The organism is Kitasatospora sp. NPDC086009 (assembly GCF_044540385.1).
In the GTDB taxonomy this organism is placed as follows: domain Bacteria; phylum Actinomycetota; class Actinomycetes; order Streptomycetales; family Streptomycetaceae; genus Kitasatospora.
This window is the reverse complement of record NZ_JBITSA010000004.1, coordinates 533,293-549,774: the sequence shown is the minus strand read 5'-3', so window position 1 is coordinate 549,774 and position 16,482 is coordinate 533,293. Positions and strand designations below refer to the sequence as shown.

The window sequence follows — 16,482 nt, the reverse complement described above, 5'->3', positions numbered from 1 at the left end:
GCCTCTCCGGTCTCGGGTATCGTTGCCCTATGGCCATGGATACGCCCCGGACGATTCTCAGTCCCTCGGCGGCTGCTGAGACTGTCCTCGCCTTTGTCAACACGCGGGCGATCGACGGCAGTCGAGAGCAGCTCGGGGATGGGGCGGCCTTCGCGCAGTGGCTGCGACTGGAGGGCCTGACCGGCCCCGGTGCGCTGGTCACCGATGCCGACGCCGCCGCCGCCCGGGAACTGAGGGATGCCCTGGTCCTCGTCCTTCTCGCGCACGCGGGCGAGGAGGACGACGAGGGCCGGGCGAGAGCCGAGGAGTACCTGCGCCGCAGTGCACGGCTGTATCCCCTGGCGCCCGTCGTCACCGCTTCCGGCGTCCAGCTCCTGCCCACCGGGGACGGCGTCCCGGGCGCACTCGCACATGTGCTTGCCGCGGCGTCCGACGTCGCTCTGCGAGGCGCCTGGATGAGGCTCAAGGCCTGCCGGAACCCCCCGTGTCACCTCGGGTTCTATGACCGCTCGCGCAACTCCTCGGCGGCGTACTGCAGCCCGAACCGCTGCGGGGCGCAGGTCGCCATGCGTACCTACCGCACCCGCAAGGCGCAGGAGGAGTGACCTTCCCCCGCTGAACTCGACAAAACAGCCGAGGCCGAGGCCGCGAACCTGTTCTTCCAACGGCGGGTAGGGCCCATGGAGTTCGACCAGCTCGTACGGCGAGTTCTCAGAAGGACCGGAAGATGCCGGAGGGGTCGCACCGAGCGGCTTCGACGACGTCCGCGAAGGCGAGATTGGCGATCGACAGGTTCGCGTGGATGTCACCGATGCCAGCAGGTACGGTCCGGACCGTACCGCCGTCCGCGTCGCTCGCGCACTCCTCGCGGATCAGCACAGACACCACCAGCAAGGGGTGCTCGGGGTCTTCCATGGCGACACGGTCTGCCAGGTAGAGGACGCTCAGTTCCGGATCGTCTGAGAGCGCGGCGGTCACGGCATCGGGCGCTGCCTCCGACCAGGCCGGATCGTCCACCACGTGAATGTAGGGGTCGACGTCGTCACTGCCTTCGAACTCCCACGGCTTCACCAGCTCTGCCAGCACGGACCGTCAGGCTCGGTCATCACTGAAGTCGACTCTGATGATCAGTGCGGCAAACTCATCGCGGTCGGCAATGGCGGGCAGCATTGTCGAGCTCCGATCTTCACGTGACGGTACGGGTCGCACACACCGTGCCAGCCACCGCTGACAGCCGATCGATGTCCCCTCTCATCGAACTTTGACGGCGGCTTGCCGAGAATTGACGGTGCGTCGGCACTGTCAGTGCAGGCCTTGCACCGTGTAGAGGATGCCGACCGCGATGGCTAGGGCACCCAGCAGGAGACGCAGCGCGGTCTCGGGCAGTTGTGGTTGGAGGTGGGCGCCGAGGTAGCCGCCCAGCAGGCCGCCGAGTCCGCAGGACAGGCCGAGCAGCCAGTCGGGGGCGATGTCGCCGGTGGTGGTCAGCGCCAGCAGCGCGTAGGTGCCGGCACCCACCAGCGAGGTGACGAACGTCGAGGCCAGTGCGGCGGGTGCCACCGTGGCCACGGGGATGCCGCGACCGACCAGGATCGGGCCGAGGATGGAGCCGCCACCGATGCCGTAGATTCCGCCGATGACGCCGACGGCCAGGGCGAGCGCGGTAGTGATGCGGGCCGTCGGCGCAGCGGCGGTGCGGGGGCCGGCCGGGTGCAGGGTGCGGGCGCACAGCCACACACCGAGCGGCAGGAGCAGGGCGGCGACCAGGAGCTTGAAGACGCGGGGGCCGGGGACGGCGAAGACCCGGATGAGGGCGCCGGTGACGACGCCGGGCACGGTGCCCGCGATCAGCAGCCGGGTGAGCGGCCCGTTCAGGGCTCCAGCCCGGCGGTAGCGCAGCAAGGCACCAGGCCCGGCCACCACGTTGAACAGCAGGTTCGTGGGCGTCACCGCCGGACTCGGCACACTGAGCACGCTGACCTGGACCGGGAGCAGGAAGACTGCCCCGGACACTCCCACCGGCGCGGTCACCGTCGATATCAGCAGCCCGGCCGAGAAGCCGAGCAGACCCGCCAACCAGTCCACCCCAGGCCCCCTCGAAGCTTCGTCGGGCCAGTATCCGGCGAGCCCCCCGAGACCCCGGTCAGCGTCCACGGACCGGACGGTCGAACCCGGCGAGAGACCCGAGCCCCCCGGCTACTCGTCATACTCCGGCTGACCGGCCAGGTGGGAGGCCAGACCTGGCCCCCAGACCCCGCGTCCTCGGGAATGGATCACGCCATTCCGCTGCTGTTCTGCATGGATCGCCATCGAGCAAGGGGTCCTACACCATCCGGCTGCACACAGCAGTTTTGAAGGAGCATCATGACTCTGTCTGTCACACCGGCCGCCGCCGAGCGGGTACGCGTCTCCGCGGAACCCGACTGGTACGAGTCGGCCGGAATATCTCTCGGCATCCGCGTCGGGAATCTGGTCTTCACCTCGGGCCAGGCCCCGATCGACGCCCAGGGGAACACAGTCGGCGCCGGGGACTTCGAGGCTCAGGCCCGCCAAGCGCTCGCGAACCTGTCGACGGTGTTGACGAACGCGGGTTCCAGCCTCGCCGACGTGGTCAAGGCTACCGTGTTCGTCACCGACATCGCACGCCAGGACATCTTCGCCAAGCTGCGCGCGGAACACTTCTCCAGCGAGCCCCACCTCGCGGAGTCATTCGTAGAGGTCTCCTCACTCGCCGACCCCGAGTGGATGATCGAGATCGAAGCCATCGGGCTCGTTCGCCTCCCCCGAGACGATCGACACGCGTAGCCACACACCTCCCCACCATGCGGCCAGTCCCTGTCCCTCCAGGCAGAGCCTTCTGACGCGAGCGAGCTGCCGTCAGGTCGAAGGGATCCGCGAACTCGGTCCCTACGGTCCCTCCCCACCCGGTCCCTCGGCAAGGCGACACAATGACCGGCCAGTCCCTGCCGGCCCCTGGTCGGCCATCAGTCACTTCCGTCACTGAGGTGGTCCGCCCGGCCGGGCCCTCCCTCTCCCCCACCGGGAGGAAGCTGAGATTGGAGACGCAGCGCATGCCCTGCCGAGGACTCACCGCCCCGTCGGCCGCTTCCAGGTACCACTCCAGGGCCTGCTCGGGCCTCCCGGCTTCCCGAAGGAGACCGGCCAGCTCCCGCACGGCCCTCCGGCCGTACGCCTTCACGCGCTGCCGAAGCCAGTCGACGGCAGCCTCCAGGCCCCGGTACTTCCACAGCAGCCACGCCGCCTCCCAGTGCGCGTGCCGTTCCCCCACACCGGCAGCCTGCGTGAACGCGGCGACGGCGCTGTCCACCAGCTCCGATTCGGCGCGCTGCGCACGCGCGTCGTACTGCCCCGCAGGATCAGCCCGATCTGCATGAACGCCGTGCTGGAGCGCCGCGAGCGGCGCGCTCCAACTGCTCCCCAACTGCCCCAGCCCGCCGCCGACCGACCGACCCGCGAGCTGACCGGTTGCCGTCAGAAGCCGAGGTCAGCGCGGCCTGGACAGGCTTTGCCAGTTCTTCCGCCAGTCCCTTCGCCACCTGCGCCGACGCATGCAGTTCCTGCGGTACGACGTTGACGTCAGCCACCGTGATCTCCCCCAGAGTCCACACCGATGCGGTATCGGTGTGTCGCCCCGTCCTGGTGCCGGTGAGGGGATGCGGTCGGCGACGATCGGCCGGTCGGCGTCGAGCCGTTGGTCCTCCCCGCGCAGGCAGGGGGTCAGCCGGGCACCGCGGCGCCCAGGGCGGCCCGGTGCGCTGTGTTCGGCACGCAGCGTCGATAGCGCAGTCCAGGCGGCAGCAGGATGGTCCAGCGCATCCGTTCGCCGGCTACGGGGTACGGGGGCGGAGTACGCCGTGACCAACCAGGCCCGGACCGGCGGGCCGCGACGCCTGCCCGGTTTCCGCCCGTACCCGGCCCTCCGGCAGGGCAGGTCCCGCCACCCGACCTCGCTGTGGTGGCGTAAGCCTAGGTGGCCTGGCCTGCATCGTCGGTCAGAGCAGCCGCGGTCAGGGTGAGGTGCTGGACCAGGACCGCGGCTGCGGTGTCGGCGTCGCGGGCCAGTACCGCCGCCTCCAGCCTGCGGTGTTCTTTGGCGCCGTCCCGGTCGGGGTTGCGGTGCGCCGACCAACGGCGGGCCAGCTCACTGGCGGTCCACAACCGGTCGAAGGTCTCCAGCAGCGCGCGGTTGCCACACCCCTCCAGCAACGTGCGGTGAAAGACGCGGTGAGCCTCGGCCCAGGTGCCGGTGTAGTACTCGCCCTCCTCCGGCACGTACGCCGGAGTGCGCACCAGACGATGGTGGGCGGCCCGCACGCGGGCCTCCCAGTCGAGGTCGCCGCGCTCGATGGACATGCGCAGGACGACCGGTTCGACGGTTCGACGGGCTTCCGCGATCTCCTGCCAGCGCTGGTCGGAGAAGGACGGGACCGCGAAACCGCGGTTGGGCAGCCGGTCGGCGAGCCCCTCGCCGACCACCCGCACGAGCGCCTCGCGCACCACGGCCAGGCTCACGCCCTGCTCCCTGGCAAGATCCTGCGGCTTGAGAGGGGTGCCTGGGGAGTAGTCCCCGCGCATGATCGCGTCCCGCAGGTGTGCGTAGACCTGCTCGGAAAGCATCTGTTTCACCGGCGGGGTCGAGGAGTGCACTGTCTGCGTCATGAGCCCATCCTAGACTGATCCCCTAGATAATCGATTATCCGTGTTACTGTCGATTCATTAGCCGATGAGGACGCCCGTCCGGTAAGGAACGACCACTGTGTTTGCCAACGATCCCTTCGCCCGCCTCCCTGAGGCGGCCTCGTTCACCGTCACCAGCACCACCGTCGCCGACGGCGCCGCGTGGCCGCCCGAGCAGCACTCCTCCGGCTTGCCCGGCGGGAAGGACACCTCCCCGCAGCTGTCCTGGAGCGGTGCCCCGAACGGCACGAAGAGCTATGCCGTCACCGTCTACGACCCCGACGCCCCCACCGGGTCCGGGTTCTGGCACTGGGCGGTCGCCGACATCCCCGCCACGGTCACCGACCTGCCCGAGGGCGCCGGCGACGACACCGGCTCGGGCCTGCCCGAGGGCGCCTACCAGGTGCCCAACGACACCCGCGCGGCCCGCTACATCGGCGCCGCCCCGCCGGCCGGCCACGGCCCGCACCGCTACTTCGTCGTGGTGCACGCCCTCGACATCCCCACGGCAGGCGTCCCGGCCGACGCCACCCCGGCCGTCCTCGGCTTCACCATCGCCGGCCACACCCTCGGACGCGCAGTGCTGATCGCCACTGCCGAAACACCCGCCTGACAGCGCTACCCGACTCCCGGAGACACCACCGCCATGCACCTCGACGCCTTTCCCCACTCCGCCCGTACCGGCGCCGGCCCGATGGACCTGAACGCCGTCCGCGACGTCAGCCGCGCCGTCAGCGCCGCCCACCTGTTCATCTACCTTGCCCCCGAGACCGCCGAGGAGGCGGCCGAGCTCGGCGTGACCGACCGCGGGCCGGCGTATCTGGCCTTCCGATCGGCCGCGATGGGCGCAGTTCCGTGGCAAGTCACGCTCGCGGCCTTCTACAACTTCAGCCCGCGGTCAGTGCGGGCCATGGCGGGCGTGTGGGACGCCGCGCCGCCGGAGCGGTGGCAGGCCGCCCGGCTCCTGGCCGCCAGCCGGGCGATGCGGCGCGCCAACGTACATCTCACGGACGACCACCTTGCCGAGGCACGCCTGCTGATCGACGCGGTCGTCACCCGTGCCGACTATGCCGGCAAGGTACTGGCCGCCGCGAACGCGTCGGTCCCGCTTCCATCCGATTCCCTTGTCGCACTGTGGCAGCGGATCACGGTGGCACGCGAGTGGCGCGGCGACGCCCATCTCGTCGTACTCGCCGACAACGGCCTCGGACCGTGCGACTGCCTCGTCCTGCACACCGCAACCGGCGGCCTCCCCGCAGCTCTCGCCCGAGCGACCCGCCAGTGGGACGACGAGGAGTGGAGCGCGGCGACGGCCCGCCTCGTCGCGCGCGGCTGGCTCGACTCCCACGGCGTTGTCACCGACACCGGCACTGCGGCACGCGAGCGCATCGAAGTGGAGACAGACGAGCACTGCGCCGCGCTATGGGCACCGATCGGCAACACAGGCGCCCGCCGCTTCGCCTCCCTCATCGCGCCGATCACCAACGCGTTCACCGCAGCCGGGACATTCCAGACCGTTCCCGGCCAGTCTGATCTCGCATAAACGGTCCTTCGCACGAGCAACGCGAATCACGATCCGCCGGACCCCGCCGATTCCGGACTCACTCACGGTGTAACTCCCGACCGAGGAAGTAGCACCTGATGACAGACGTGACCGTCTCGGCCGAGGCCGTGGAGGCTATGCGGCCGTCGGCGTTGCGGCCGGATGCTTTGGACGGCCAGTTGATCGTGCAGTTGGTCGCCCGTGCCCGCGCGAGCGGGCTGCAGCTCACCGGCGTCGGCGGCCTGTTCCAGCAGCTCACACCGCGCGGGAGGCCCTGACGCGAACGCGTACGACGACCGAATTCCTCGGCGCTCTTTGCGCCGCCCTCGTCCTCGCCGCCGGCTCCGCCACCTCACCTGGTCGTCGGTCTGCGCGACAGGGGCCGGGGGTGAGCAGGACGGTGCCGTTGCGGCGCAGCCGGGGCGGCGAGTCGGTCGAGGGCCCGCGGCGCCAGGCCGGTGGGGGCCGCGGCGAGGACGACGGGGCAGGCGGCGGCACCGAGGTCCGGTTCGTACGCCCCGAACTGCGCGCTGAGGTCGAGTTCCTCGAACTCACCCCGGCCGTCCGACTACGCCACTCCGTTTGGCGAGGCCTGCGCGAGTAGCACCCGACGCGCCTCCAGTAGGCGGGGGCGGCCCCGTCCGCGTCGACGGGGAACACCCGGTCCACGCCGGTGATCTCCAGGACCCGGGCGGCCGAACGCGAAGGGCGGGCGAGTCGGACCGCGATGCCCCGGCGGTCGGCCTCCGTGCGGGCGAGCAGCGTGTTGAGGCCGGCGGAGTCCGTGAACGTGACAGCACCGAGGTCGACCACGAGCGTCGACGGAGCCGGCTGGACCACGATGGCCCGGTTCAACGCGTGTGCGGCAGGGAGACCTGGTCGACATCGAGCTGCCGCGCGCCCACATCGCCACCGAGGAAGCCGGCCTCGCCCCGTGGCGGATTCGACCGGTGTGCCGTGCTACTTGTCGAGGACGCCGACCGCGTGGGCGATGACGAGCAGCGAGGTCATGAGTGCGGCGATACTCTCGATGGCCATCAGCGCCTTGGCCCGGGGGGACAGCGGCATGGTGTCGGTGGGGCTGAAGGCGGTGGAGTTGGTGACCGAGACGTACAGGTAGTCCATCAGGGTGGGGACCCAGTCGCTGGTCCGGGACGAGCCGTCGGCGACCTCCTCGACGGCGTCGTCGTTCTCGTCCTGGGAGAAGCGGAAGTCCGCCAGCGGCAGTTCGGAGCGCTCGGCCTGAGTGCGCGCCACCGGGCCGCCGCAGTCGAGTTCCCAGAACGCCAGGCCGAAGACGATGATGCCGGTGGCCCAGACCTGGAGCGCGGCGAGCAGTAGGGGGCCGCCCTCCTGGGCCTTGTCGGTGACCATGGCGTGCACGAGCAGGCCGAGCGAGATCAGGTTGCTGATGCCGATCAGTGCGACCAGGGTCAGCGACACGATCCGGGAGAGGCGGTTCTGCCGGGTCATCCGGCGCGGGTTGACCGCGATCAGCGGTATCAAGAGCAGCAGTTCCAGGCCCGGCAGGACGAAGCGCGGGACGAACAGCAGCTGCTCCGGCAGGACGAGGTAGAGCAGCACGGCCGCCAGGGTGGCGAGCACCGCGGGCAGCCGGGCCTCGCCGCGGCGGTCGTGGCGCGGGAAGCGCTGCAGCGCCTTCGCCCGGTGGCCGGGCGTCTTCCTACCTGAGTCCATGGAACGTCTCCCGTGTGCGGCGTGGCTGTCACCAGCGGGTTCCCCGCCGTACGGGGTTCACGCTCCCGGGGGCCGGTAAGGCACAGCGAACCGGTACATCCCGGAGGAACGCCGAGGTGGACGCCGCCCAGGTGGATGGCGGAGCGTCAGCGGATCTCGTGCAGGAGCGCTCGGACAGCTTCCTTCGGCTGAGCCAGTCCCTCTCGCGTACCGGGCCACGCAGGCGCCGACTCGCGGACCGGGCCACGCAGGCGCCGAGGTGAGGTGCCCCCGCTTGCGGCCCGTCAACTCCGGCGCAGCGCGCGACGCGGTGCTTCACCGGCGACGCGACGTCGGCCGGGTTCGCTCCCGCTCGCACATGACCCCGCCCCCGCCACATCCGTGGACGTGACGGGGGCGGCTGAAGGCGTGGTCCGGGTCAGAGGGTGTCGCGGTAACCACCAGAGGCGGTCCCGCGCTTCTCGATGAAGTGCTTGAACCGCTTGAGGTCGCCCTTGACCTGCCGGTCGAGCATGCCGGTCACGTCGGCGGCCTTCTCGGCCACACCGCCGGGCTGGAAGTCCATCTCCATCATCACCCGGGTATGGGTCGCGTCGATCGGCTCGAACCGCACCATCCCCGTCTGCCGCACGTCACCACTGGTGGTACGCCACGCCACGTGGTCGTCCGGGACCTGGTCGACGATCTCGGTGTCGAACTCCCGGGACACACCGGCGATCTTCGTCTTCCAGTGGTTGTGCCGCTCGTCGAGCTGGGTGATCTCCTCGACGCCCTCCATGAACATCGGGAACTGCTCGAACTGCGTCCACTGGTTGTACGCCGTGCTGACCGGCACATCGACGTCGATCTGCTCCTGCACCTTGCTCATCGCTGCTCACTCGCCTTCGCATCGCTTTCACGGTCGGGCAAGCACCTGCCCCGACCGTCGGCCGGTATGCCCGGCCCCTACCGATTCCGTCCCATCCCGGGCGAACCGGTAACAGCCGCCACCCATCCGAGTACGAACGCCTACGGCCGCGGTGCGCCTTACGGCGGTGCCGCGGCCCGGGGCGCCGGATGACGCGCCGCCGGCCTGGAGCCCGGTCGACCCTACGGTTGGGCGGGTCCGCTCTTCTCGCCCTCACCCGCAGGTTCTCACCGCGCGGCGCAGGCGTGGGTGGGCCGTGCTCAGGTTCTCGGCGCCCTGGCCTTCCTGGTGGCCGAAGCCACCACCGCTCCCGCAGGATCCGGTCAGCCAACGATCGACCTGGCCCCCACGAGATCGGCCACCTGGTGAACGCACTAATCCTCGATCAGCGGCGCTCTCCACTGGTCGATCGGGCGGCCGGACGCACCACGGACGAGCCCGCCACAGCCACTACCGGCGCAGACTCGCCACCTGATCACGAAGTGCGGCCGGAGTACCTGCAGCGGTGGTTCCCCGCCGCCCCTGTGCCCCGGGAGGGCCCGCCGCCGTGCGAAGGAGCGGGCCCAGAGGCTGGTCAGCCCTTGCGCGGGTAGGCGACCAGGCCGCCCTCCGAGACCGACGGGACCTTGAAGACGCCCACCCCGGCCAGGTCGGCCACCGGGACGCCGTCCACACCGTCCAGCGCCTGCGCGGTCCCGGTGGCCAGCGACAGCTGGACGGGCGCCTTGGAGCCGTCGATGCCGCCGTCCTTGGTGAGCGAGGTGCCATAGGCCGTTCCGTCGTCGGTGACGGCGGTGAAGGTCAGCGGCTTGCTGCTCTTCGTCTCCTCGAAGCAGTAGCCCTTCTTCGCGGTGAGGTCGAAGGCCAGGTGCTCGGAGACCAGGTAGCGGCCGTTCGGCGAGAGCGCCGAGGCGGGGGCCCCTCCGGTGCCGATCAGCGGCTTGTCACACAGCACCGACGCCTTGACCTGGCCGCTCTCGCCGTCCAGGACGGCCCACACGTTGTGGCTGCCCTGGTCCTTCTCCTGCCAGCGGGCCAGCAGTTGGCCGCCGGCCACCGGCCAGACCGCCGCCTGGGCCGGATCCGCCTCGGGCGGTGCCACCGTGGTGTTGTCCCAGCCCGCCGGCGACCAGAACCTGGTCGCGTCCAGGCTGTTGCTGACCACCGGGCCCTTGCCGGTCATCGCCACGACCGGGCCGTTGCACTGAAGGCAACCCGTGGGCGCGGTGAGCGATTTGGGCTCGACGGTCTGCTGCGCGCCGGTGGCCGCGTCGACCACCGTGACCTTGTCGGTCACCGAGTCCAGCAGCAGCTTGCCGCCACCGCCGTCGAGCACCTCGTGCCGGCCGCCGCTCGGCATCGGGATCTCCAGGTGCTGGGCGGGGACGGCGTCCTGGCCCGAGCCATCGGCGGCGAAGACGTCGATCGAGTAGATCTGCTGGGCCTTGGTCAGCGCGTCCCCGCCGGACTTGCCGGTGGACCAGAGCACCACGAACTCCTTGCCCCCGGCGGACACCACCATCAGCCTGGGCGCGTACGCCTCGCCGAGGCCCTTGACCGGCTTGCTCACCCACCGGACCTTCCCGGCGCCGGCCTCCCGCGCGGTCAGCAGATACGTCTGGTCCGTGCCGGACAGCGTGACCACCAGCCCGGCCTTCGGCAACACCCCGTAGCTCACAGCCTGCTGGGCCGACAGCTGCCAGCGCGCGGTGGTCCCGTACGCCGCCGGGACCTTCATCGCGAGGGTGGGGGCATCCGACGGAGCCGACGGAGCACCGCTCCCGGCCGGCGTCGTCGAGGCCGTTCCCGCAGCCGCCCCCGCACTCGCGCCGTCACCAGTCCCACCACTTCCGCCGCTCCCGCACGCCGTGAGCACCCCCGCCGCCAGTAGGACGCCCGCCACCCTGGTGATCCGCACCCGAAAACCTCCTCCCCCGAAGGGGAACGCGGACCAGCGCGCTCCCCCGGTCAAGCCGTTCTGGTCGCGACACGGTACCAACGCGGCGGACCTTCGGGCCCGGTTTTCCCGCCGCTCCTGTGACAGTCCGTCAACAAAGCGGCCCCGTACTCCGCGGCCGTCCCGGGGCCCGGCGGGTCGCCGCCGCGCCGCACCAGGGTCGCAGCCCGGAGGCTGCGCGGGAGGGGTGCGGTGCGGGGTCGGGTGCGGTGCCGCCGGGGCAGCACCGCACTGGCTATCCGGACGAGGGGAACGGGAGCCGAGGGTGGTTCTCACCGCGGACCCGGCCCCGGGACAGCGACCGCGGTGATGTGGCGATCACCTCGCAGACGCACACCATCCGGTCGACGGCCGGGCAGGTGCCACGTCCGGATCCGGGCCGCCGCCCCGCTCTCCTCGTCAAGGCGGGGGCCAATCCCCCGGGAGTCGGTACGAAGGGGACCGCGCTGCCCGCCGGTCTACCGGCAGAGGGCCGCGTCCACGTCGGCGGCGATGCGCGGCTTGGCCTCGACGGCGGGCACGGTGGTGACCGCGATGTTGGCGGCGCGGCCGTCCTCGGTGACGCCGCCGCGGGTCACATAGCCGGGGAGGGTGCCGCCGTGGCCCCAGTAGACGCCGCCGCACGTCAGCGGGAAGCTGGCCAGACCCAGCCCGTAGCGGGCCCCCTGGCCGAAGGAGTCGTCCACCGGGACGGTCGTGCGCATCTGCGCGAGCAGCTCCGGGGCGAGCAGGCCGCCGCCGATCAGCGTCGTGTAGAACCGGTTCAGATCGGTGTTCGTGGAGACCAGCGCCCCCGCGGCCCATCCCCAGGACATGTCCTGCCGCGTCACGTCGGTGAGCGGGCCGTCGGGTGTCAGCCGGTCGTAGCCCTCGGGGTGCGCCTCGTGGACGGTGGTGTCCCCCGGGACGGGGAAGTAGGTGTGCCGCAGACCGATCCGGTCGATGACGCGGTGGGTGATCTCCTCACCCACCGGCCGGCCTGTGATCCTCTGGATGATCATCCCGGCGACCAGGTACCCGGTGTTGCTGTACTTCCAGCCGTCGCCAGGGGTGAAGTCGGACGGGTGGGCGAGCGCGAGGTCGAGGAGGTCGCGGGGCTCGTGGTAGCGGTCCAGCCGGTCGCCCTCCAGGTATTCCGTGTAGTTGGGCAGGCCAGAGGTGTGCTGGAGGAGCTGACGGACGGTGATGTTCCGTCCGTCGATGCCGTCCCCGCGCAGCAGGCCGGGCAGGTAGGTGTCGACGAAGGCGTCGAGCCCCACCTTGCCCTCGCCGACCAGTTGCAGCACGACCACCGAGGTGAAGGCCTTGGTGTTGCTGCCGACCCGCACCTGGCCGTCCACCGGCACCTTCGCCCCGGTGGTCAGGTCACCGACTCCGGCTGTGTACCGGCGGGTCCGGCCGTCCCGGCCGGTGACGGTGGCCAGCGCGGCCGGAGCCTTGAAGTCCCTCACCAGGGCCTCCAACCCCTGCTGGACTCCGTCCGGCCGACGCGAGCCGGACGCGGCGTCACCGACGGTCGCCGAGTCGGCGGCGAAGGCCGCGGACGCCCCGGAGCCCGGGGACGCCGTGGCGGCCGTGGAAGCCCCGGAGCCCGGAGACGCCGTGGCGGCCGGGGACGCCGTGGCGGAGGTCGGCACGCCGATCGCCAGCGTGCCGAGCGTCAGTGCGCCGGCGATGACGGCCACCGCTGTGCGGGCCCGCCCGCCGGGTCGGAGACGGAGGCGGGACCGGGGCGACACACGCTCGTTCACGAAGGAACTCCTGTCGATGGAGGGGTTCCCGGGGCCTCCCGGGTGGTTTCCAGCGAACCACCCACCGCCCCCGAGGGTCGTCCGCGCACAGGACGAGACCGGCCCCTCGCCGCTGCGCCCCCGGGATGACACCTCCGGGACCCCGGTCCCACCCGCCCGTCCTCCCGGAGCCCGACGCCCCGCCCCGAGCGGCACCCCCCTTCCCTCTGCGTCCGCACCGTTGCGGTGGACCGCTTCGTCGCAGCGCCAGTGCTGTGACCGGGATGGTCCACCGTGATCGGAAGGCGGCTCGCGGGATGAGCGCACGCGCCATGGCTGGTATTACTGGGGGATGCAGGAAGAGACGGCACGCTCCGCGATCGACACGTTCATCTCCGCGTTCAACACCTCGGACGACAGCTATGTGACTGCCCTGCTCTCCCGGGCCCTGACCTCAGACGTGGTCTTCTGGGGACCGTTGGGTCGCAGCGAAGGAATCGCGGCAGTCGAGCGGTTCGTGCTGGACATCCGACGCCACCCGGCGGGGAGCGGCACGATGGTGCGCTGCTCAGCGGTGGACATGCCTGACGAGTGGGCCCGGTACCAGTGGGTCTTCACCACGCCGGATGGAGGCCCCCGTCTGGCGGGAACGGACGTCGTCCATCTACGGCGGGGCCTCATCGACCAGTTCATCGTCTTTGCGGGGGAGATCGAGCCGTCCGCCTCCTGAGTCGTCCTTCTGTCGCTGTCACCCCGGGACGCCGGGGGCTGCGGTTCGCGGTCGCTCAGGCCGCGGTGCTGAGGGGGCGTCCGCCCCGGCGGATGCCCTTCTCAGTGCGGACACGCGCACGCTCGCGGCGCTGGGCGTCAGGGTGCTCGCGGCGCCCTTCCTGCGGCGGTTGACGCCCCAGAGGGTGTCGTCGCCGACGGAGTAGCAGCCGTGGAAGTACCGGACGCCGTGGTGCCCCGAACCCCTGGCCGTCGGCCGCGCGCCGTGAGATCGTCCGCAGGTGACCGACACCGCTGCTGGGGCAATGACCTCGGAAGGCCCGGACGACCGCGTTGCGTCCGCGCTCCGCTTCTCGACGGAACTCGTCGCATGGGTGGCCACCCCCTGGGCGCTGGCCGACTACTCGTGGCTGCTTGCCACCCTCTCCGTCCTGGCCCTGATCGGCCTTCCGACGTTGTTCTCCACCCCGGGGGACAAAGCCAACGTGGTCGTCGCGGTGCCGGGTTGGGCCACGATCCTGCTGGTACTGCTCCAGCTCGCGGCGGCGGTGGTCTCCTCGTGGCTGGCCTGGCCCGCCTGGGTGGCGGCCCTCGTGACCGCACTGGCCGCCGCCACCCTCTTCACGGAGCGTCGACGCTGGCGGTGGCTGGTCTCCGCGCACCGACGCGCAGGCTGAGGCCGCCCTTTGCCCGCTGCGGAGTTGACCCGGCCCGGGGCCGCCGCGGGGTCCGCGACATCCGCGCCGACGCCCCGCTCCCCCGGCCAGCGTGCCGAAACCCTCCGGCCCGGCCCCGGGCGCTCCCAGGTGCGAAGAACGGCAAGCCAGCTCCCCGCCATGACGTCGGCGAGACCAATGAGAGCGAACCCACGCCCAAGCGCGCCTGGCCCGCTCGAGGTCGAAGGTCAAGCTGGGATCGCCTCTCAGCACTGCCCATGGTCCGGTCCAGAACGGCGGTCGGGCTGCCGCCCCCGCGCCGCCGGCGGCACACTCCACGTCACGTCAACGCCACAGCCAGGCTGACCAGTTCGCGGTTCGACCGCTGACCTCCCCCTGATGGCCGCACTCGACCTGTTCGGGCGGCGGTGGAGCCTGCGCATCCTCTGGGAGCTGAGCGGCGGCCCCGTGCGGGCACTGCGCAAGGCGGTGGAGAGGCAGGGCGTTGTCGCGGGGCAGCCACGGCGCGGCGGCGAAACCGTCCGCTCCGCACATACCTCGCCACCGATACCCCGTCATCCCACGACCCCGTTTCCACCCGGCCGGGATCACCTGGGCCGCCCGCGCCGAACAAAGGCGGATGCGCGGCGCGTTCGGGGGTAGCCGGGGTTGTACCGGCCCAACCGCACCTGCGGAGGACTCGGCCGTACATCGGACGCCGACGGGCGGGCCACGCACCCTGCCCTCGCAGACGAAAGGGGACAGCTGTGAAGAACCCGGCACAGGAGACCGTCGCACACGCCGCCGAGGCGGTTCGCGACACGGTCACCAAAACCGCCCGGACCATGCGTGACCACGCCCCGAAGGATGTCCTGGACCGCGCCGGAAACCTGGCGGCCCAGGCCCGTGGTACGGCGGCGCATGCCGGGCGTGTCGCGGCGGACCACACCCCGGCGCAGGTCCGCTCGAAGGCGGGCCGGGCCGTGGGCGCCGCCCGCGCCAACCGGTCGCCGCTGCTGGCAGCCGCCGCGGCAGCCGTCCTCGCGGTGGTCCTGCTCCGCAGCCTGCTCGGACGGCGCCGGTGAAGGCCGCCAAGATCGCCTACAGGCCGGTCGGCCTGCTGCTCGGCGCATCCGCCGGCCTCCTGGCCGGCGCCCTCTTCAAGCAGACCTGGAAGGTCCTGGGCCACGACGACGACGCGCCGAACGCGACCGACGAGCACCGTACCTGGCTGGAGATACTCGTCGCGGCCGCCCTCCAGGGCGCGATCTTCGGCACCGTGAAGGCCGCCGTCGAACGGGGAGGCGCGGCCGCCACCCACCGCCTGACGGGCACCTGGCCCGCCTGAACCACGGCATTTTCGAGCTGGAACAGCGCCCCCGGCTCCGGTTCGCGCCGAGCCCTACGACCCCCGGCGGTCGCCCCGTTCATGCCCGCGCCGGGGGCCGGGCGTGAACGGGGCCTCGACCCCACCGGCCGCACACCGGGCTAACCCGATTCCACTGGTTCCACTGGTTCCACCAGGGAGGGAAGCTCAAGCGGGGTCGTCGAGCACGAGCTGGCACCGGCCGTCCTGCGCTTGCATGCCCGCGGGACGGCACGCGGCGTGTTGTCCCGCGGGGTCGGAAGCCCTCGCCCACCTGACGGTTCACCGCCGACGCCCGGGCCTGGCCCTCCGGCCCGCCCCTGAGCCTGCTGTCCGTCCTGGGCGATGGCCCCGAGGACGGCGCAGGCGTGGGCGCGTGGCCCTGGGTGTCCAGCCAGGGGAGGCGGCGGTCGGAGCAGTCGAGGCCGGCCTTGCTCGGTCATCTCCAGTAGCCGAACCTCAGCCGCCCGCCCGGCTCCCGGCGCCACGGCACCCCGATCGCCGGTCGAACCAGGGTTGGTCCACCCGGTGGTGGGAAGGTGCTCGGTGGTCGGCCGGTACGGTCGGCCACGAGGTGCAGGCAGGTGAACGATGATGACCTATCCCACCAACCCGACGGGCAGCGGTGCGGTGCAGAAACCCGCGACGACGGCCCCCACGCCCCCCGGCGACTACGCGGCCGCAGCAGCCGAGCCCTCGTCGGCGCCCGGTACCGGGCCCGGACGCCCCGGGCCGAAGCGCCCCGGTCCCGTGGCCGCGGTCCGGCAGCAGGACGCCTCGGGGCCGCCCGCCGGCAGAACGACCGTTCTGAAGGGCGCGGTGGCAAGGATCGTGGCCACCGCCGCCTGCGAGGTACCGGGTGTCCACCGGCTGGGCGGCGGACCTTCGCTCACACATGGCAATCACGGGGGCGCTGATCGGAACGACCCCGCTCGCGGGGTGGAGGTGGAGGTCGGCGAACGGCAGGCCGCCGTCGACCTCGATGTCGTGACGGAGTACGGGTTCTCCATCCCGCGCACGGTCGACGCTCTCCGGGCCGCCGTGGTCACCGCAGTGGAGCAGATGACCGGCCTGGAGGTGGTCGAGGTGAACGTCCGCGTCACCGATGTCCACCTGCCGCAGGACGACCTCCCGGCGGCGGGCGAGACACCACGGGTCATCTGACCCGGACCCTCGGGGCCGTCCGGGGGACCCACCC

18 protein-coding genes and 2 pseudogenes are annotated in these 16,482 nt (G+C 71.6%); 11 read left to right on the top strand and 9 right to left on the bottom strand.

Going from position 1 to position 16,482, the window contains the following annotated elements; all coding sequences use genetic code 11:
• Nucleotides 1–29: 29 nt before the first annotated feature.
• Nucleotides 30–605, top strand: coding sequence for a CGNR zinc finger domain-containing protein (locus ACIF6L_RS14320; protein WP_396491086.1), 576 nt, complete (start codon nt 30–32; stop codon nt 603–605).
• 106 nt (nt 606–711) lie between these two features.
• On the opposite strand, the gene ACIF6L_RS14315 is transcribed toward ACIF6L_RS14320, so the two are convergent.
• Nucleotides 712–1,086 carry a DUF6924 domain-containing protein gene (locus ACIF6L_RS14315; RefSeq protein ID WP_396491085.1) on the bottom strand — a complete coding sequence of 125 codons (375 nt, stop codon included), beginning with the start codon at nt 1,084–1,086 and terminating at the stop codon, nt 712–714.
• A 216-nt stretch (nt 1,087–1,302) separates the two neighbouring features.
• Nucleotides 1,303–2,085 (bottom strand): sulfite exporter TauE/SafE family protein, encoded by a 783-nt coding sequence (locus ACIF6L_RS14310; RefSeq protein ID WP_396491084.1) that lies wholly within the window; start codon nt 2,083–2,085, stop codon nt 1,303–1,305.
• Between the two features lie 279 nt (nt 2,086–2,364).
• Here ACIF6L_RS14310 and ACIF6L_RS14305 point away from each other — a divergent pair, with 279 nt between their 5' ends.
• A complete protein-coding gene (locus ACIF6L_RS14305) occupies nt 2,365–2,805 on the top strand; it encodes a RidA family protein (protein ID WP_396491083.1) in 441 nt (146 codons plus the stop codon).
• A gap of 1,182 nt (nt 2,806–3,987) precedes the next feature.
• Here the strand turns inward: ACIF6L_RS14305 and ACIF6L_RS14300 are convergent.
• Nucleotides 3,988–4,680, bottom strand: a complete 693-nt coding sequence (locus tag ACIF6L_RS14300) for a GntR family transcriptional regulator (RefSeq protein WP_396491082.1) — start codon at nt 4,678–4,680, stop codon at nt 3,988–3,990.
• A gap of 97 nt (nt 4,681–4,777) precedes the next feature.
• On the opposite strand from ACIF6L_RS14300, the gene ACIF6L_RS14295 reads away from it, so the two are divergent.
• The 4 genes from ACIF6L_RS14295 to ACIF6L_RS14280 all read left to right on the top strand — a co-directional run bounded on the left by ACIF6L_RS14295 (nt 4,778) and on the right by ACIF6L_RS14280 (nt 6,845).
• Complete coding sequence (locus ACIF6L_RS14295) at nt 4,778–5,311, top strand: YbhB/YbcL family Raf kinase inhibitor-like protein (protein WP_396491081.1); 534 nt, start codon at nt 4,778–4,780, stop codon at nt 5,309–5,311.
• A gap of 33 nt (nt 5,312–5,344) precedes the next feature.
• The gene (locus ACIF6L_RS14290) at nt 5,345–6,241 is read left to right on the top strand and encodes a hypothetical protein (protein ID WP_396491080.1); all 897 of its coding nucleotides are present in this window, start codon (nt 5,345–5,347) and stop codon (nt 6,239–6,241) included.
• Nucleotides 6,242–6,339: 98 nt separating this feature from the next.
• The gene (locus ACIF6L_RS14285) at nt 6,340–6,519 is read left to right on the top strand and encodes a transposase (protein ID WP_396491079.1); all 180 of its coding nucleotides are present in this window, start codon (nt 6,340–6,342) and stop codon (nt 6,517–6,519) included.
• 110 nt (nt 6,520–6,629) lie between these two features.
• On the top strand, nt 6,630–6,845 hold the full coding sequence (locus ACIF6L_RS14280) for a hypothetical protein (protein WP_396491132.1): 216 nt from the start codon (nt 6,630–6,632) through the stop codon (nt 6,843–6,845).
• A gap of 53 nt (nt 6,846–6,898) precedes the next feature.
• Here ACIF6L_RS14280 and ACIF6L_RS14275 read toward each other — a convergent pair.
• The 5 genes and pseudogenes from ACIF6L_RS14275 to ACIF6L_RS14255 form a co-directional block, all read right to left on the bottom strand.
• Nucleotides 6,899–7,096 (bottom strand): annotated as a pseudogene (locus tag ACIF6L_RS14275) (STAS domain-containing protein); the annotation flags it as partial.
• A 105-nt stretch (nt 7,097–7,201) separates the two neighbouring features.
• Nucleotides 7,202–7,939 carry a hypothetical protein gene (locus tag ACIF6L_RS14270; protein ID WP_396491078.1) on the bottom strand — a complete coding sequence of 246 codons (738 nt, stop codon included), beginning with the start codon at nt 7,937–7,939 and terminating at the stop codon, nt 7,202–7,204.
• Between the two features lie 418 nt (nt 7,940–8,357).
• The gene (locus ACIF6L_RS14265) at nt 8,358–8,807 is read right to left on the bottom strand and encodes an SRPBCC family protein (RefSeq protein ID WP_396491077.1); all 450 of its coding nucleotides are present in this window, start codon (nt 8,805–8,807) and stop codon (nt 8,358–8,360) included.
• A 613-nt stretch (nt 8,808–9,420) separates the two neighbouring features.
• Nucleotides 9,421–10,584: a hypothetical protein gene (locus ACIF6L_RS14260; RefSeq protein ID WP_396491076.1), complete on the bottom strand. Its 1,164-nt coding sequence runs from the start codon at nt 10,582–10,584 to the stop codon at nt 9,421–9,423.
• Nucleotides 10,585–11,261: 677 nt separating this feature from the next.
• Nucleotides 11,262–12,554 (bottom strand): serine hydrolase domain-containing protein, encoded by a 1,293-nt coding sequence (locus ACIF6L_RS14255; RefSeq protein ID WP_396491075.1) that lies wholly within the window; start codon nt 12,552–12,554, stop codon nt 11,262–11,264.
• Between the two features lie 331 nt (nt 12,555–12,885).
• Here ACIF6L_RS14255 and ACIF6L_RS14250 point away from each other — a divergent pair, with 331 nt between their 5' ends.
• Nucleotides 12,886–13,263 (top strand): nuclear transport factor 2 family protein, encoded by a 378-nt coding sequence (locus tag ACIF6L_RS14250; protein ID WP_396491074.1) that lies wholly within the window; start codon nt 12,886–12,888, stop codon nt 13,261–13,263.
• A gap of 138 nt (nt 13,264–13,401) precedes the next feature.
• Here the strand turns inward: ACIF6L_RS14250 and ACIF6L_RS14245 are convergent.
• Nucleotides 13,402–13,497, bottom strand: a pseudogene (locus ACIF6L_RS14245) (IS630 family transposase); the annotation flags it as partial.
• 70 nt (nt 13,498–13,567) lie between these two features.
• Between ACIF6L_RS14245 and ACIF6L_RS14240 the strand changes: the two are divergent.
• The 4 genes from ACIF6L_RS14240 to ACIF6L_RS14225 all read left to right on the top strand — a co-directional run bounded on the left by ACIF6L_RS14240 (nt 13,568) and on the right by ACIF6L_RS14225 (nt 16,448).
• Nucleotides 13,568–13,939 carry a hypothetical protein gene (locus tag ACIF6L_RS14240; protein ID WP_396491073.1) on the top strand — a complete coding sequence of 124 codons (372 nt, stop codon included), beginning with the start codon at nt 13,568–13,570 and terminating at the stop codon, nt 13,937–13,939.
• Between the two features lie 746 nt (nt 13,940–14,685).
• The gene (locus ACIF6L_RS14235; protein WP_352292540.1) at nt 14,686–15,003 is read left to right on the top strand and encodes a hypothetical protein; all 318 of its coding nucleotides are present in this window, start codon (nt 14,686–14,688) and stop codon (nt 15,001–15,003) included.
• Nucleotides 15,000–15,266, top strand: a complete 267-nt coding sequence (locus tag ACIF6L_RS14230; RefSeq protein ID WP_329485119.1) for a DUF4235 domain-containing protein — start codon at nt 15,000–15,002, stop codon at nt 15,264–15,266. Before ACIF6L_RS14235 ends, ACIF6L_RS14230 begins: the two co-directional genes overlap by 4 nt.
• A gap of 609 nt (nt 15,267–15,875) precedes the next feature.
• The gene (locus tag ACIF6L_RS14225; protein WP_396491072.1) at nt 15,876–16,448 is read left to right on the top strand and encodes an Asp23/Gls24 family envelope stress response protein; all 573 of its coding nucleotides are present in this window, start codon (nt 15,876–15,878) and stop codon (nt 16,446–16,448) included.
• Nucleotides 16,449–16,482: the final 34 nt, after the last annotated feature.

Coding starts and splice junctions, on each gene's coding strand:
- ACIF6L_RS14320 (WP_396491086.1), top strand. CDS start 30: ATGGCCATGGATACGCCCCGGACGATTCTCAGTCCCTCGGCGGCTGCT.
- ACIF6L_RS14305 (WP_396491083.1), top strand. CDS start 2,365: ATGACTCTGTCTGTCACACCGGCCGCCGCCGAGCGGGTACGCGTCTCC.
- ACIF6L_RS14300 (WP_396491082.1), bottom strand. CDS start 4,680: ATGACGCAGACAGTGCACTCCTCGACCCCGCCGGTGAAACAGATGCTT.
- ACIF6L_RS14290 (WP_396491080.1), top strand. CDS start 5,345: ATGCACCTCGACGCCTTTCCCCACTCCGCCCGTACCGGCGCCGGCCCG.
- ACIF6L_RS14285 (WP_396491079.1), top strand. CDS start 6,340: ATGACAGACGTGACCGTCTCGGCCGAGGCCGTGGAGGCTATGCGGCCG.
- ACIF6L_RS14270 (WP_396491078.1), bottom strand. CDS start 7,939: ATGGACTCAGGTAGGAAGACGCCCGGCCACCGGGCGAAGGCGCTGCAG.
- ACIF6L_RS14265 (WP_396491077.1), bottom strand. CDS start 8,807: ATGAGCAAGGTGCAGGAGCAGATCGACGTCGATGTGCCGGTCAGCACG.
- ACIF6L_RS14260 (WP_396491076.1), bottom strand. CDS start 10,584: ATGAAGGTCCCGGCGGCGTACGGGACCACCGCGCGCTGGCAGCTGTCG.
- ACIF6L_RS14250 (WP_396491074.1), top strand. CDS start 12,886: ATGCAGGAAGAGACGGCACGCTCCGCGATCGACACGTTCATCTCCGCG.
- ACIF6L_RS14240 (WP_396491073.1), top strand. CDS start 13,568: ATGACCTCGGAAGGCCCGGACGACCGCGTTGCGTCCGCGCTCCGCTTC.
- ACIF6L_RS14225 (WP_396491072.1), top strand. CDS start 15,876: ATGATGACCTATCCCACCAACCCGACGGGCAGCGGTGCGGTGCAGAAA.